Here is a 15030-nt window from a genome sequence, read left to right as displayed (position 1 = left end):
TATCGCCTGTTTTCGCTTTTTAGGCTTTATTTTATGACCGTAATCTCTTTGACCTCTTCTATCAAGGAAATTAACACCACTTCACCGAAAACTTGTGTGCCGTCAACCATGTAAGAGTCAATATGATAGGAAGGATCCCTATGACATACAACAATGATATATTCCTCTGTTGAATGCGGAATCATGATCCGGCATGCTTCTACGCTGTTGTCCTCTGCCAACTCACCAGTATATAGGTAGACTGGAACTTTTTCAACGATAGGAAGGGTCGTTTCTCCTGCACGTAACGGGTAAAGAACCTGCATCATAGATGTCGTACCTGATCCCGTCCTCTCGTAGGTTACATATTGGTTAGGCTCCGCCAGATTATATTCATGTGAAATAATGCCCTCACTCTGTTCAGCCGTAAGTCCAGCAGTCTGGATAGGGATAATGCAAAGATTTGCATCATTCTCATTTGTCGTACGACAAACACCAGTCTCCTGCGATAAGCTCAATTGTCCCGGAGCAAAATGGAAAAACTGCTTAAACGTATGTTCATTCTGGCTCACAAAACAATCAACCACAAGCCAAAAATACGGTTTTACAAAGATGATTTTCCGATTGGGATAGACCGGATCATCCAGATGAATATAGCCATTGTGAGTCCCGCTAACATAATCATAATTCGGCTCAGAAATCCACTCGCTGCCCGTTCTTGCAGCAATTCTTCCAAATTGCCATGTATCGATAACTTCCGTAAATTCAGTATCATCAACTACCGTTGTATTATGAGAGCTGCACTGTTTAAGCTGCTTCCGCAGCGGCGTATGATCAGAGTAATTATATCTTCCCAGATCCGTAAGCAGCGCCTTACCGTACGCATGAATATCGATATGAAGCATATCAGCGTGTCCATGTCCTCCTCCAAGAGGACCACAGCGAAAATATAAATATAACGCTTGTTCTTCCCAACTAGAACGCATCACATAATGTCCTGAATGTTCAAACGCATAAGATTGCTGCGGCGGTATTTGAACGGGGCATTCCTCATAATAACGAATACCTTCTAGTCCGAAATTCCACGCTTGATCAAAATCGACCTTTTCCCATCCGGCGAACCGAAACATAGGGTCCTTGAATATAATCGCAGCAGCCGTCATAACTGACCGAATATCATTATTATCGCTATCACCAAGCATTACCTGTCTATGATCCGGTTTTGCCCAGTAGAGCGAGGCAGCAGCCATACTTTTTACCGAATGAGTAAAACTAGCCTCCATGGTCATCTCATTATTTCGCGCAAGAGTCATAATATCTAGGAAGCAGTTCAGTACCTCATGATGATAAGTAGGGGACTGCTCCCAATGAATGCCGTCCTTCATCACTTGTAATCGAGATGTTTCTCTAAGCCTCTGGGCCGTTAACTGCTGCCAGTGATGCGTTAGCTTAAATTCCGGAACGAATACGGACATTTGGAATAATCCACTCGTTTCAATAACTCCCCAGTTGCTAATATTACTCCAGCCTGTGAAGGAAGAAGCCAAATATTGTGCATGCTCATGGAGGGAGACTAACATCTTTGCTAATAGACGCGGTGTCATAGCCGTACTATCTATTAAATAGGGCAGCGACTTGATCCAGTTACTGCAGCGCAATCCCGCTTCAATAGAGCGCCAAGTTAACGTATTCCTAGTCTGCGCCGAAGGAACAGGATTTCGATCTATCCAATCCTCTAATTGTAAACTAAAGCTATTGGCATATTTCTCATCTCCGGTTAGCTGATAGGCTTGTCCAAGCGCAATCCAGTACCGGTGTCGATTGAGCATGTAAGGCCATTCCACATCACTGTCTTGAATGTGATTCCAATCAATTAAACCATCAAAACTAACAGGAACGCGGGTACGTTCCATATCCCACTGAAAGCGGAATAGGAAAGTTTGCGACACGACATCATCAGCTGTTTGTAGCACTTCCTGCAATTCTTCTGAACAATGTGCTTTAACATACTCGCTAACCTCTGATATTTCTTGCTTATGCAGATACATCTTCGGTGAAGTACGGTTTATAAAATATTGCTTTAACATCGCAAATGCATCATCAATCCGATTCTGAAGGACAGCCTTCTTTACCTCTTCTAACCCTACATAATCTAGATTTAATAGGCTAAATAGGTGCTCTTCATACTGAGATTGGTTATTTACGTTCATACCAATAACCTCCCATACCCTTCTCAAGCCTCATTAGCGCTTCCAGATAATAATAATCCCCCCAGATCATATAGTCATCTGGTGATATTCCTCCGTGCACATAATACGATCCATGCTTAAGCAGTCCCTCTGCGTCTTCTTCTAAGGTCGTCGCGTATCTCTGAACGAGTGAGGTCATCGATTTCTCAAGTTGTTCTTGGAAATAGAGACGTTCAGGGTCTTGCTCCTCCATGAGGGATAGGAGTTCTAATAAACCCGCAGCGACAATCGCAGAGGCTGAGCTATCTCTGAATGTATCTTTCCGGGTAGGAGCATTAAAGTCCCAATAAGCTACATGGTCGTCTGGCAATTGTTCAAGGAAATAACGAGCAAGGCGCTTTGAGGTTTCGAGGAATTTGATATCCTTCGTGTAGCGATAAGAGAGTGCGAATCCATATACACCCCAAGCTTGTCCCCTTGTCCAAGTTGATCCGTTCGTATAACCTTGATGCGTCGCCCCTCCGATCGGTTCACCCGTTTCCGGATTAAAGAAGAACGTATGATAGGAGCTGTCATCCCCTCTTACTAGGTAACGCCTTGATTTTTCTGCTTGTGTACGAGCTGCCTCCAAATAGGATGGATTTCCTGTCTGTTCGCTCGCCCAATACAACAATGGAAGGTTTAATAGACAATCAATGATTATCCGGCCGCCCTCTTTTGCATCTCCCTTTTGTCCCCAAGCTTGAATGTAGCCTCCAGGTTCACACCATCGGTTCATAAGCAAGTCAGCTGCTTGCAGCGTTAATTGACGGGCTGATTCATCCTTCTCCACGATCCATTGTGCTTTGGAGGACAATGAGTATAAAAAACCGATATCATGATGATCGAGCACAACGTGGTCTTTCAATCGTTTAGAGAAACTTGTAACCGTCTTATCCGCCGCATTTCGAAACCGTTCGTCCTGTGAATATTCGTAGCATAACCAAAGCATCCCGCTCCAGAAACCATTGGTCCAATCATTATTTTCATTCAATTCATATTTTCCATTACTGCTAACATGAGGAAACTTACCCTCAAATCTCTCTATATTTTTTAGCGTCTTTGCAATAGCATCATCAATAGCCGTTTTCCACACGATGCTAGACCCCCTTTATTCATCAATTTATTAGTTATGCTCAATCATAACGAAAGAATGATCGTTTAATGAGAATGAATTTTAGCAGGAATGTGCACTATTTTGACTTTTTTTAAAAACTTCGCATTATCAATTATTAGAATATAAAAAAAGGTTTCCAAAGCCGCTTTCAAGCTTCGGAAACCTCTTATTGACCCTAAATATTAGCCTTACATGTATTGAGTCTACTCTTTTACAAGCTTAAGAAGGTACATAGCTCCAGGCGGAATCACAAATTGATAGGTACAATCCGTCCATTCAGCCAATATAAGTTTATGTTCCATATCACGAACCTCTAGCCGTACATCGCTATAAATAGCAAGCTTCCCGCCAGACTCGGTACGAATCTTGGCTTCCTTTAGCTGTCCATCCAACCATTCGATATCAACAATGAACCCTCCCCTTGCCCGTAAGCCTGTAATCATGCCAGAGGACCATGTGGAAGGAAGTGCTGGCAGCAAAACAAGCTCGCCTCCATGCGATTGCAATAACATATCTTGAATAGCAGCTGCCCCTCCAAAATTAGCGTCAATTTGAAATGGTGGATGGTCACCGAATAAATTGGGATGAACGGCTTTACGCAATAAATCTTGCAAGCTTTTATGAGCTTTATCACTGTCACCTAACCTCGTCCAGAAATTCGCGATCCAGGCCTGACTCCATCCAGTATGACCGCCACCATGCGCCAATCTCCTCTCGAGCGTACGCCGAGCGCCTTCTCCTAATTCAGGCATTCGATGAGCAATAATTTGTTCTCCCGGATGCAGGGCGAATAGATGTGAAATGTGGCGATGTCCAGGTTCAGCCTCCTCATAATCAATCGCCCATTCCATAATTTGACCGTACTGACCAATCTCCGGCTTAGGAAGTCTGCTCCGAGCTTCCATCCATTCCACTTGAAGCATTGGATCAAGATCAAGAATTTCTGCTGACTCGATACAGGCGCTAAATAACGCATATAGAATCTGAGAATCCATAGAAGGACCCACGCATAACGACCCGATTGTTCCACTTTCTGATACATAACTGTTCTCTGGAGAAAGGGATGGCGCGGTTAAAAGCCTGCCCTTGTCATCTTCGATCAGATAATCGAGGAAAAAAAGTGAAGCCTCCTTCAGCACCGGATAGGCTCGTTCACGTAGAAACGATACCTTACCGTTGTATCTGTAATGCTCCCATAAATGAAGGGCAAGCCAAGCGCCACCTGATGGCCAGAAGATTGCTGGAGTCCATGCACAGAATATCCCTGTTTCCGCCCACAGATTGGTGACGGAATGAGCTACAAATCCTCTTGCACCATATAATTTACGTGCCGTTTCTCGACCGTTAACCATCAGCCGATCGATGAGATCGAACAGCGGCTCGTGACATTCCGGCAAATTGCCAGCCTCCGCCATCCAGTAATTCATCTGCAAATTGATATTGAGATGGAAATCTGATTCCCAAGGAGGTGTGAAGCTTTCATTCCATATTCCCTGTAAATTAGCCGGTAAGCTTCCAGGCCTTGAGCTTGCAATAAGCAAATAACGTCCGTATAGATAGAACAGCGCTTCAAGACCTAGATCTGCATGACCCTGCTGATATTGCAATAGCCGCTCAGAGGTAGGTTTTTGATCAAGTTCAAGCTTAAGCTCTTCCTCAGCATCAGAGCCTAATGTTAGTGAGACTCTATCGAATAAATGACTGTGATTCTGAACATGCCTATTCCTAAGCTCTGCATATGGCAATGAAGCAGCCAGTTCCACCTGTTTGAGCGCCTCTTGGCAAGGGTCCGAGCACCGGAACGAGGTCTGTGCCGCTAATATCAATGTAACTGAACTCGCTTGACGGATGTCTAAATAGTTCCCAACAGTCTGTATCTCGCCTCCATCCACGACCGCCTGTAATACAGCTGCGTAATGAATGCCACCTTGCCCGCATTGTCCCTTCATTGTCAAAATACCGTCTGCCTCACAGCAAAGTTCCCCCTCGAATGGCCTACGACTCAAACGAGCAGTCAAAGTAAGAGCAGCCTGCTGCGAAGCGGTTAGACGAATGATTAATACTTGGTCTGCTGCACTTGAAAAGACCTCACGCCGATAATGAATAGGCTCAGCCTTATATTCAGACTTATATTCAATACAGTTGATGCCGGACTGAAGATCCAACTCTCGCTGATAGTCCGAGGCGTTATGATGACCTTCCGTCTTAATCGTTAAATCACCTAGCGGCTGATAAGGACCAAAATAATGCGGAGCATTGGTCATATTCAACAAAGCTAATCTTTCTGCTTCCTGCGGTTCTCCTTCCAGCAATAAGCTTCTAATTTCCTTTAGTTTTCCTATGGCTGCCGGATTATCATTCCCTTTCGGTCCTCCATACCAGATTGAGTCTTCATTTAATTGAATTCTTTCGGTCTGAATACCACCAAATACCATGCCGCCCAAGCGTCCATTGCCGATCGGAAATGCCTCTGTCCACAAACCAGCAGGCCGATTTTCTATTAATCTATAATTGTTAATCCCCATATTTTATCACTCCTGATTACTTCGTACAAAACGAAGAACTAGAATCTTATAACACTAATTATGCTGAAATATAAAACAGTAATCATTCTACTATAGAGTAAATAGTGACAATTCAAAGGAGGAATACTGACTTTAGGCAAGTGAAATTTTGACTATTTGAGTCTTTCTATCCGTTTTTTATTTCCTGCTAATGAAACTTTTCGTAAGATGAAGTGTATACATATAGGCAATGTAACATCAAGGGGGAACTTACATATGAAAACAAACTTAAAATTAAACATTATTGGCGCCTCTATCGCCTTCACATTGGTTTTCGGAGGCATGGCTTGGGGCATTACTTATGTAATGGGGAACATTGATACACAAACGGTACAAGCGGCGGAAGTCGTAAAGGAAACGCCCGCACGAGTACCGCATGTTGATTTTCTTGAATATTCGTCGGAAACCCGCGCTATTAATACGTTGAAAGAATTTCACGCGGCGTTCGATCTGGAAGTAACAGGCGGCGGTATTGATCGCTTCACTGACCCTAACGGCGCAGCTTGGGACAAATTTTTGAGATCGGAAGTATTCAACGAGCAAAAGTACCGCAATATCGGCAAAGAATTATATTCCATTCAAGGGCTTGAAATTGATATAGCGACCCTTATCGAACTAGCCTGGATTGCGAAGGAGAAGCACGACCCGGAAGCGTTGAAGTTTATGCATAGAATTTTGCACGATCTGGACTTGTACGCGTTCCCAGGCGAAGAAACGATTGCGGGCGACTTTTGGGGCGTGACGAATACGGTTCCCGCGAAGGATGGCGCACGAGTTTCCAAAATGGGGGCGTACATTGCGAACGTCGTTAATAATTGAATATTGAAGATCAAAACCGGAGGCAAGCTGCTTCCGGTCTTTTTGTAACCGTACGTTTTAACGCTTTGGGGTTTACCTTTCCATAAATTAAAAAGACGCCCTCATAAAGTTAGACCCGCAATAATAAAAAAAAGAGCTAGCAAAAATACTGCTAACTCTCGTATTGATCAAATAATGGCCTAATTACAATCTTTGAATCAACCAATAAAATGCCAGCACAAAAATAAGGCAAGACGTTACAATCATCATTTTACGATACCACGGGAACCTTCGCAGCCAAATCAAGAGGGGCAGTAATAGGCATAAGACCATCAGTTGGCCCGTTTCTACACCTAAATTGAACATCAGGAGCGTGCCAATCATATTGCTCTTTGGAAGTCCCGTTTCGGCCAATGCCCCGGCGAAGCCCATACCGTGAATCAGGCCAAATATGGCTGTCATTACCCAACGCCATTTCGCCTTTTGAACAAAAATATTTTCTACTGCCACATAACAAATCGTCAGGGCAACCAAAGCTTCGACCCAGTACGGGATGACCTGAATGCGGCCCGTCGCCACCAAGAACAGTGTGATGCTGTGAGCGATTGTAAAAGCAGTAACAATTTTCAACGCATCCTTGAAGCGAGTTGCGATTAATACTAAGGATAACAAAAACAGCAAATGATCAAAACCGAGCAAAATGTGTTCGATTCCAAGTACAAAGTATTTCCACAAAACAGCGCCAATCTTAGGCTGGGGAAGGTCCTTGGTCTGGCCCTGCTGTTGGTCTTGGGGAAGGTTGATTTGAATATCTCTATTAGTGCTATTAATCATATCCTGCTGAAAATAATCCCCTACATGGATCATAAGTACACTCGTATGAGCAGGTGCATCATCAAACACCAGATTGTAATGAAGATTAAATTGTTCGAATTCTTCATCGGCGATAAACGTCAGTTGAAATTCCATGCCTCTCGCGGCACCCTTTTGCGCCATGTTCATCGAAACCAATTCCATCGTTAAGGGCTTCGAATCCGCATCTATGCGAAGACCTTCCTGTAGATAGGATTCAATTTTTTGCGAGGCCAGCTCATCGTTCACCAGACTATCCAAGTCAGTACCGAATTGTTGAAACAAGTCTTTTTGTTCAATAAAAAGATCATAGAGAATCTCGTTTCCTTCAATGTTTAAATCCGAGTAATTCATATTTATGGAATGCGCAAGTGTAGTTGTCGCAGTCCCAAAAAATAATAAGATCATTATGATGAGCAAGGACAGAAATGAACGCTGCTTCATAGCGGAACCTCTTTTCATGAAATGCTAGTATTACAATCTGCAATATAGTTTGTCCGGTTACGAACGTTCATTCTGCAACTTGAACATGTTGCTCGACTTATTTCAAGCTGTCCAAGATTGTTTTTATTTGAGGGTTAAGTTTCAATGCGTTCAGAACGATCGTAAGCGCCTCTGCGCGTGTGGAATTGCCCTTCGGATCAAATAAGCCATTGCCCTTGCCGCTGATAATGCCCGCTTTTGCCGCATCCTTGATTTGATTTGCTGCAAAAGAGCTTGCGCTTGCTATATCCGCAAAGTTGCCTTTGGAAGCATCTTTATCCACTTTACTTAAGTCCACTATACGGGATAGAATTACAACCATTTCTTCACGGTTAATCGTTTTGTTCGGCTTGAACGTCCCGTCATCATATCCGGTAATCACTCCTGCGCCAGCAAGTTTTTCAATGGCGTCTTTACCCCAGTGGCGGTTAATATCGTTCAGAACGACCGGCTGATTGCCGCCTCCGTTGATATCGAATACTCGAGAAATGATCGCTGCAAATTCGGCGCGTGTAATGTTGCCGTTCGGATGGAACGTACCATCCCCATATCCTTTGATAAATTGCAGTTTCACGAACGCACCGATGGTCTTTTCGCCCCAATGTCCTTTAATGTCAGCCATTTCAACCTTTACACCAGACTTATTAGCTGCCGCTACTTTGGACGAAATCGTATCAACCAATTTTGTTTCATTAACAATGTCGCTCTTGAATACACGGTCCACATGACCCGACGCTTTTATATTCACCGATGCTTTGCTTTTGCTTGAAACTTCCGTAGTCGCGAGCTGCGAATTCACCATTTTCACGCTGTCCAGTCCAATATCGGCCTTACCCTGACTAGCCGCATGAAAGGTCAGCGTAGCCAATGTTACATCCCCGTTCTGGCCTGCAGCATTACCTATTTTCGTATGCGCGATTTGTATCTTATTCCCGTTCACAATAGGGTTCACGGCAAAACCGCCGCCTTCGGTAACACCCTTCACAAACACCAAACGGCTGGTATCATAGGTTAAATTGACTTCATATGCGTACAAGTCGCTTAATTTCTTTCCGCTCACCGTCACTTGGAAGTCATCACCTGCGGATATGCTGTTATCCGAAATGGACAGAGAAAAGCTCGAGCCGGAGCTTGCCTGAGTAACGACTTGGGGAAGTACGAGTATGGTCAAAAGCAACGCCAGACTAAATGCAAGTAGTTTTTTCATCATTGGACCATCCGCCCTTTCTGTACTCGTCTTATTTGATGAGAGGGAAGAAGTGAGGAAGGGGGGATAATTGATCTCCCCTCCCATTTCATTACCAACTCATTCTACATTTCGCTAAAGCAAGCGGGTTTGTTTATTGCAAGATTGCTTTAGCTACGATTGCAAGGTCTATAATATCCACCTTGCCGTCTTTATTTACATCCGCTTTCTCATTCCAGCCCGCCTGATCTTGTTGTTTGCCGTAAGCCGCTGCAACAATAGCCAAGTCTCCAATAGAAATATTTCCATCCCTATTGACATCCGCATTGATTTTCTTGGTGTCAAACACTTGAATGGCCGCTTCCAATGCAGCTTTCGCGCTATCCACCTGCTGCTGAGTGGCATTCGGATCGTTTGCTGTCGCTTTGGCCGCAGCGATTGCCGACTGCAATGCCGCTTTGGATCCATTTACATACATGCCGTGCCCATTGCCTTCCACTGCTGCATCGTACTTGGCCTGAGCGCTTGTGATTAAAGCATTCAAGAGTGATTTATCAATGGTTTTACTAATTTGTATTTCATGGGAGGCTCCGTTAACCTTCAGTTCATTCCCCTGTCCGTTGGCAATCACAACATTGTCAACAGAAATTGTCGTTGCATCCGTTGCAGATTTGGCTGTAAATTTGAAATTCAACAAATCGCCTTGGGCAAGTACCCCTTGGCTTGCTTCCACGCTGGAAGCAATAATTCGAATTTGACCCGGCGCTGTCTCCTTTTGTTCAATGACTTGGAATCCATCTTTCAGCGATGTAACCGAATCGAATTGCACATTCACTGGATTATAATGTAGAGTCAAATCTTGGGCATACACCGACTGGTATACACTTTGTGTTACGCCGGTCAATCCCATCTTTACATCAAATGTTTGACCCGAGCTCACCTGCTGTAAGCCTGTCAATGTAGTGGCAGGTGATGCTAATCGTTCGCTAATTGTTACATTAATCTCTGCAGCCGCTGCCCAGCCGTTAGTACCCGCCGTTGCTTCGAGCTTGACATATGATGCATCTGTCGAATCAAAAGTTGCTACTTTCTCAGCATTGTCGTTTGCCCAAGTTCCGCTTGCAACTTTAGTAAAGGTCACTCCATCTGTACTTACATAAACGTTATAGCCTGTAATATTTCCGTTGCTGCCTGATGGCCTTGGCAAATACGCAACATTATTGATGTTATAGGTTCCTCCAAGATTTAAGGTAATCGATTGAGGGAGAACATCCGATTTATCCCACTTTGTGTGCCATACCGTTTGTGGGTTTCCGTCAATCGCCATGGATGCTGCACTATTTTCACCAATTGTTTCCTCACTTGTCGCCGTTGCTGTCATTTGTGACTGAGGGATCTTATTAACCGTTACTTTAATGCTTGTTGCCAAAGACACGTTACTCGGATTTGCCACCCCAGTTGGCAAAGTTACAGTTCCATTTACAGTGAAGGTCTGTACAGTCTTTACAGTGGGATCATAGTTTGAAGCATCTACATCCCATGTCACAATGGCATCCCCCTTGCCTGCATCGGTATCCAAGGATACTGTCTTTGGCAATCCAAGGGCGTCTGCTGTCTTCGCCGTTGCGATTGCTACCCCTGTTAGGTCAGCAGGCGCAGTGATGCTGTTTAAATTAACATCTTGAGCTGTAATGTCAATGTCCTGCGACGAACGGTTATACATGGAATCTGCGGCAAATACCCTGAGTATATATGGAGTAGTCGGCGACAAATCTGTAAACTTATATTGTCTGTATTCACCGAATGGTTTGTCTAGCGGCAGCGAAAGGCTGTTAAACGATTTGTCCACTTTCCCGGTGAGCTTGTTGATAAGCTGAATATTGTATTCCAAAACGCGCACATTGTCATTTGCTTGCTTTATTGTAAAAGCAAGTTCGTTGTTTTTGTAGGAATCGACCGTAATACCCTCATCAAACTGCGGAGCTATGAGTTCTCTTATATCGCTCTTGTTATATGTGAAGGCATCTTTGCCTTCACCAACGATTTTTACAGAAGGTATGCCTACATATTCATCTGTACTTAAATTATACTGTTTGATGATAATTTTCGAGCCGTAAACCTCTATGAAATTCACGATGCGAGGTGTGGTTTTATAGTTGATATACGAGCCTTCTATATATCCGCCGTATGGACCTTCATCGATATAACTGGAATATGAACTCGCACCGCTATCGAGATACGTAGCCGATCCTTGATAGTGAGAACGTTCGTCGGTCGGGTCATATTGCGTATGACCTGACATATATACCACCTGCGAAAAATTATTGTCGGCAATATATTTGCCTACATTATTACTTGCAGCGCTGCTCCATCTCGATGACCACACGGTTCCGCCTATAGGGTAGTGAGAAGATACAAATATGGGTTTGGTTGGATCGTAATCCTCTTCTTTTCTAATTTGGTCGAGGAAATTGTTGGTTTTTTTCACCGTATTGTCGTTGTTAAAATTTCCGTCAAAGCCCACAATATTATATCCTTTTACCTTTACCCTATAAGCACTATTAAAGAAATTGTTATCGTATGAATTCGTTGACTCGTTCCACGCGCCCGCCGAACCGACAGGTATAAATTGTTCGGCACCGCCCATATCATGGTTGCCTCTTACCATATAAAACTTCGTATTGTTTAATAAACCCTCATTTGTAAGTTTAGTGTGTATTTTTGTCAACTCACTCATCCACACATATTCATTAGCATTATTTCCGCCGGTAACGTCGCCAGGAATAAAGAGCACGTCGGCCTGTGGGAATAATCTCAGTTCTGTTCTGTAATCTTTTTCAATGCGCGCGTGTGATGCGGGATTACTACTGATTTCCGGGTCGCTGTCCACAATCATATTTAAACCAGCGGGAGTTAATGTTTTATTGCTTTTTTGATAGATGAATAGGGCATTGTTTAGTTCACGTTCGTAATAATTGATCGTTTCCTGTGTATATAATTTTACTTTTTGCGTTGTTGCAACCGTAGTTGCTGTATTCAAAACCTTTTTCAAATGATCAAAATCGGTTTCGCTGAAGCCGTTACCGAGACCGTCTGCTACTATTGTATTTGCTTCGGATATGGTGTCGTTAAGTGCGTTCATATCTACTTTATTTACACCGTAACTATTATAATTAGCTTGAACTACATCACTGCTTAATGCGCCTTTCCAAATATTCAGATCAGCTATATCGAATGAATTACCGCCATTTTTGCCCAATCCATCGCTACCTATATTTAATGGGTTCGATGTATCTAAAGATCCAGGCCCCAGCGTAGTTTCAGCCATTTTGTAACCATCAATATACAACAATCCAAGCATTTTTTCTCTGTCTACAACAAATGTCACGTAACGCCAATCGGAAGCATTAAACGTATCGCGCCCAAAAGAAATGTTCTTTACTGCTGCGGTCGGGAATCCAAAATTCATTTCGACCGAATTGGCTGATGTATAAATCGCCCAGCCTTCGTTAGAGCCCTTAGTAAAATCCTTGTTTGATACTATTACCTGTCTATTGTTAGTGTCGCCCTTATACCAGAAGGATGTGGTAAAACTGTCATTTCCAAACTTCAAGCTCTGCGTCGTACCGACATAGTTGTCATCTCCGCTTTCTAAGTGCAGAGCTTTGGTCCCAGGTAATATAGCGTCTACATAACTATAATTTCCATTTGCTTTCAAATTCTCTTGATTTGCATCGTCCTTTAAATTATTGTCGAATTTCATCGATGCAATAAGAGGGTTGGCATTGTCGATTTTGACCACGTCATTATCTACTGTTACTGCGCTGACAGTATTCGATAACATAACGAACATCATCGTTAATACGAGGGTAAAGGATAAAATTCTTTTCACTACAGAAAACCTCCATATTTTAAATGTTTTAAAAATCTGTTCGAAAAACTCGTGAAATTCTATATATCCTCCAGATAAAAATCTACAATTCCGTAATGTTATTTGTACAACTAGATTATATTAATCACTCCTCAATCCGATAATTCGTACAATGACGAACAGGCCAATTAACGACATGATCGAACAAAGTCTATTGCGATAATTAAAGGACATTTTAATCCGTAAGCACCACCCCCAAAAAAACTGTCTCATTCCTGTGGAAAACAATTGCATATCGAAATCGATCGACTCCTATAACGCTTTGGGGATGTTAAGCTTGGACAAAAAAAGCAATTTTCGCATTGGAATGGCCTTGCATTTGTGTTCAATATTTTTTTTACAACATCAATATTTTTAGGATAAAAGATGTTTTTTCGTTTATGTACAAAATTTATTGTACATTGGATCGATTATTAATAGGTTAATTACGTGTAAAACTCAAATGAAGGTTTTGTAAAAAGCGAACGTCCCTGCAAGATTATTTTTTCTCTAGAAAAAAAAAAAAACGCTCGGAAACCCAAGCGTTCGCTGTTTATATATGGTGGAGTCTAGGGGGATCGAAGAAGCTCTTTCCCAAAATGAGGAGTTTTTCTGCCCACATCGAACTGGGAGGAGGCTTTATTGAGAAACTTTTGATGCAATATGCTTATTAGCAAGTTTAATATGCGGCTTCTGTGCGAGTCCAAAGAAAGCGAAAAGAGCAAGCAGGCTAGTGGAAAAGATAATGATCCCCATCGGAACCGCGGAATTCTCTCCGGCAACGCCGACTAGTGGTGAAGTACATGCTCCAATCACAAAAGGCAACAACCCAAGCAGAGCAGCTGCACTTCCTGCTCTTTGACTTTGCGAACCCATCGCCAGAACAAAAGAAGCTGTTGCCGTCATACCGATTGAAGCCACAAAGAAGAACAACGGAATAACCAATGCCATTAAAGGACCGTGCAATAAAATAACGAGCAAGGCTGCAAAACTGGCCGTACAAGCCAACAGCAGACCAAGGATAACAAATTTGCGTTCCGAGAATTTTTTGCTGAACCGTCCAACGACCTGTGAACCAATAATTAAGCTTATTCCATTGGATGCGAACAACAGCGCAAACAGTTGTGGAGAAGCTCCGTAAATATTTTGATAAACAAATGGAGTCCCTGATACGTAAGCAAATACGCCCCCAATCATAATGCCTTGCGCAAGCGCATAGCCGATAAACTGCCGATCTTTAATCAGAGCTTGAATACCGGCTAGCAGCTCCCCGAAGTTACCGGATACCCGATTCTCTACAGGCAAGGTCTCTTTTAAGTTCATCGTTGCCAAAATAACGAGCAGTAAACCAACAATGCTTAGTACGAAAAATACACCTACCCACGTTGTAAAGGAGATCACACCGCTGCCAGCCATAGGCGCAATCATTGGAAACAGATTATTTACAAGCATGAGCATTGAGAAAAACTTCGTTAATTCTGTTCCGCTGTATAAATCACGTACGATTGCTCTAGAGATAACGATTCCCGCAGAGGCAGCGAAACCCTGAATAAAGCGTGCAGCTATAAACCAATAAATATTCGGGGAGATCGCACAGACAAACGAAGCAACCAGATAGAAAATAAGTGAAATAATAATGGGCTTGCGTCTCCCATGAACGTCACTTAATGGTCCCATAATAATTTGGCCCAAACCTAAGCCAATGAGGCATGCTGTCAAACTAAGCTGAACAAGAGAAGCCTGGGTTCCAAAATCAGCGGTAATTTGCGGGAATGACGGCAAATACATGTCAATCGTAAGTGGGCCAAGTGCTGAAAAAGCACCTAACAGCAATACTAATCTTAGGCGATCATAGTTTTTTGTTGCAGACATCGTTTGATCTTCTCCTAAACTATTCCAAAGTGATGAATCAT

Annotated in this window: 8 protein-coding genes; 1 reads left to right on the top strand and 7 read right to left on the bottom strand. The window is 43.0% G+C overall.

Annotation, left to right across the window (positions count from 1 at the left end):
- Positions 1 to 26: 26 nt before the first annotated feature.
- The 3 genes from AC787_RS23975 to AC787_RS23965 all read right to left on the bottom strand — a co-directional run bounded on the left by AC787_RS23975 (position 27) and on the right by AC787_RS23965 (position 5849).
- A complete protein-coding gene (locus tag AC787_RS23975) occupies positions 27 to 2189 on the bottom strand; it encodes an alginate lyase family protein (protein ID WP_054027494.1) in 2163 nt (720 codons plus the stop codon).
- A complete protein-coding gene (locus AC787_RS23970) occupies positions 2176 to 3303 on the bottom strand; it encodes a glycoside hydrolase family 88 protein (protein WP_054027493.1) in 1128 nt (375 codons plus the stop codon). Before AC787_RS23970 ends, AC787_RS23975 begins: the two co-directional genes overlap by 14 nt.
- 224 nt (positions 3304 to 3527) lie before the next feature.
- Positions 3528 to 5849, bottom strand: coding sequence for a glycosyl hydrolase family 95 catalytic domain-containing protein (locus AC787_RS23965; protein ID WP_054027492.1), 2322 nt, complete (start codon positions 5847 to 5849; stop codon positions 3528 to 3530).
- 255 nt (positions 5850 to 6104) lie between these two features.
- Between AC787_RS23965 and AC787_RS23960 the strand changes: the two genes are divergently transcribed.
- Positions 6105 to 6707 carry a hypothetical protein gene (locus AC787_RS23960; RefSeq protein WP_054027491.1) on the top strand — a complete coding sequence of 201 codons (603 nt, stop codon included), beginning with the start codon at positions 6105 to 6107 and terminating at the stop codon, positions 6705 to 6707.
- A gap of 183 nt (positions 6708 to 6890) precedes the next feature.
- Here AC787_RS23960 and AC787_RS23955 read toward each other — a convergent pair whose 3' ends face one another.
- The 4 genes from AC787_RS23955 to AC787_RS23940 form a co-directional block, all read right to left on the bottom strand.
- Positions 6891 to 7982, bottom strand: a complete 1092-nt coding sequence (locus AC787_RS23955) for a HupE/UreJ family protein (protein WP_054027490.1) — start codon at positions 7980 to 7982, stop codon at positions 6891 to 6893.
- Positions 7983 to 8079: 97 nt separating this feature from the next.
- Entirely contained in the window at positions 8080 to 9231 is a 1152-nt protein-coding gene (locus AC787_RS23950; protein ID WP_054027489.1) for an S-layer homology domain-containing protein, read from the bottom strand.
- Positions 9232 to 9361: 130 nt separating this feature from the next.
- Complete coding sequence (locus tag AC787_RS23945) at positions 9362 to 13099, bottom strand: discoidin domain-containing protein (RefSeq protein ID WP_054027488.1); 3738 nt, start codon at positions 13097 to 13099, stop codon at positions 9362 to 9364.
- A gap of 657 nt (positions 13100 to 13756) precedes the next feature.
- Positions 13757 to 14989: a multidrug effflux MFS transporter gene (locus AC787_RS23940; protein WP_054027487.1), complete on the bottom strand. Its 1233-nt coding sequence runs from the start codon at positions 14987 to 14989 to the stop codon at positions 13757 to 13759.
- Positions 14990 to 15030: the final 41 nt, after the last annotated feature.

The organism is Bacillus sp. FJAT-28004 (genome assembly GCF_001280845.1).
In the GTDB taxonomy this organism is placed as follows: domain Bacteria; phylum Bacillota; class Bacilli; order Paenibacillales; family Paenibacillaceae; genus Pristimantibacillus.
Note: the sequence above shows the minus strand (reverse complement) of the source record. Positions and strands in the feature narration are given on the sequence as shown.